General features: G+C 41.1%; 2 protein-coding genes. Both read right to left on the bottom strand.

Annotated features, from left to right (window positions below; genetic code table 11):
• Positions 1-1,743, bottom strand: a 1,743-nt coding sequence (locus WBM49_RS00515; protein WP_424370100.1) for a ligand-binding sensor domain-containing protein, incomplete at its 3' end; no start/stop codon positions are given.
• Positions 1,744-1,745: 2 nt separating this feature from the next.
• A partial coding sequence (locus WBM49_RS00510; protein WP_424370099.1) for a sensor histidine kinase occupies positions 1,746-2,223 on the bottom strand: 478 nt, incomplete at its 5' end.

Genomic DNA, 2,223 nt, shown 5'->3' with positions numbered 1-2,223 from the left:
GTTTAGATCTGATTTCTTTTCATCTAGCAGTAATACTTCTCCTTGATCACCACCCATCCAAAACCGCCCATTGGTGTCTTCTAAAATATCAGAAATATTGTCTGTCTCCAATCCTTGAACAGAAGTAAGTTGTTGAATCGTTTGTTTAACAGGGTCTATGATACTTATACCAAACCTACTACCAACGGCCCAAATTCTCCCTTCAGAATCTTCATTTAACCGGCTATTCCTATCATTGACCAAACCTTCAGTTTCCCCTAAATGTTTAATAGTTCTGGTTTCCGGATCGTAGATCTCAATACCCTCATAACCTCCTATCCATATTTTACCATCTCTTGCTTCTAAGGTGTGCCAAATTGAATTACTGGTCAAGCCATCTTCAATGGTGAAATTCCCCGGTCTGGCAGTATGTAGGTCAATTTTATAAAGCCCACCCTGTGGCATTACTGTCCAGACCTGGCCGCTTGCATCCTCTTCATAATGTATCGCCGCCTGAGAAGGCCTGTTAGATAGATTTATTTTTTCTATCTGTTTCATATTTTCATCTAAGAGATAGAGTACTCCATCGCCTCCCCCGAACCAATAATTGCCAGAGGAATCCTGAAACACCCCGGTTATCTGACTTCCCTTTTGAAATAAACTGCCAAAAGAATATATGGATAATGATGTTCTTTCCGGATTTAAGACAATGCCTCCACCTTGATTGGCAATCCATAGCCTTCCCTGGTTGTCTTCAAAAAAGCCTGCTGTAAATAGTCCAGGAAGGCCGTTCTCTGTGGTCAACTGCATATTTTTACCAGACTCTAAGTCAATGATGTTTACACCCCCGCTGGATGGAAGCCAAATAATCCCTTTTTTGTCCTGATATAGTTTAACATTGAATACGCCCAAAAGACCTTCATTAGGGGTAAAACGGTAGGTCAGCTTTTCTTCCAGATCAATAATGTCATACCCTGTTCTTAGATTTGATAACCAGAATTTACCATCAGCTGCTTCAATGATGCTATTGCCACTTATATTGGGCAAATCACTAGTTATTTCATAAATCAGTTTGGCTTCAAAATCAAGTATAGTTGTGCCTTCCAAACTATTTGAAATCCATAGCCTACCTTTAGAATCTTCAAATAAGCCAGTTATCGTGGCACTAGCGATTCCCTGTTCTAAAGCATAGATTTCTAAGGTGTTTGAATCGTATCTGGCAATTTGTCCCTGCATGCCCATCCACAACATACCATTGCTGTCTTTTAGTAAACTAAAAATTTCAGTTGGAAGTCCCATGTCGAGACTAGCTCTGACAACACCTCTGCTTAGCCCGGGAAGATCTGTGAAGGGACCTGCTTCAACAATTTCAGGATCTCCTAAACCTTTTGTCTTAATGGTTAGCGTTGCTTGTGGTAAGCTATCCAAATTAAAAGGCATAGAGGGCAGGCTTTCCAGACTAAAGGGTTTTTCTTCACCCCTGCCGTTGTATGGAATGGGCAAGCCAATATCTATTGGCTTGGCAGCTAACTGATCCCAACGGAATTTTTTCACAGGCAGCTTGTTAAAAGGAGTTGTTTTTTTAGTCTTCCAGACAATGGTGTCTTCTTTGGTAAATTCAAACTTCTTGGTAAGAGGTTGTTTGAATTCACTTTCTGTTTTCGGAAAAGGGGGCGCTTCCCTGCTACCATTACAAGCGGCAAGAAAAAGAAATATTAGCATATAGATGCCTAAGTGAAGCTTAAAGGTGGTTGGTCTTTTCATAATCATTTACTTACTGGTAAGTTAATATAAAATGTTGTTCCCTTACCTTCTTCTGTTTCTACTTTTAAATTTCCTCCGTGGCCCTTGGTCACAATATCATAGCTCATGCTAAGGCCCAGGCCTGTGCCTTGTCCTGTAGGTTTAGTAGTAAAAAACGGTTGGAAGATCTTTTCTTTGATCCCTTCGGGAATGCCATTTCCATTGTCTTTTACGCTAATTTTGACGCCATCTTTTGTTCTCTTTGTACTAACCGTTACCGTTGGTTCATAGTCTTCAGGGTGTTGCTCCTTTTTTTTCTGTACCACATAGAAGGCATTGGTAATAAGGTTCAGGATCACCCGGCCTATATCCTGTGATACCACGTTCACTTTCCCGATTGTCTCATCAAAATGGGTTTCCAGCGTGGCATTAAAGCTTTTGTCCTTGGCACGCAGGCCGTGATAAGCCAGCCTAAGGTATTCATCAGCAAGGGCGTTTAGG

Source organism: Muriicola sp. (assembly GCF_049669965.1).
In the GTDB taxonomy this organism is placed as follows: domain Bacteria; phylum Bacteroidota; class Bacteroidia; order Flavobacteriales; family Flavobacteriaceae; genus Muriicola.
This window is presented reverse-complemented; position numbering and strand designations above follow the sequence as displayed.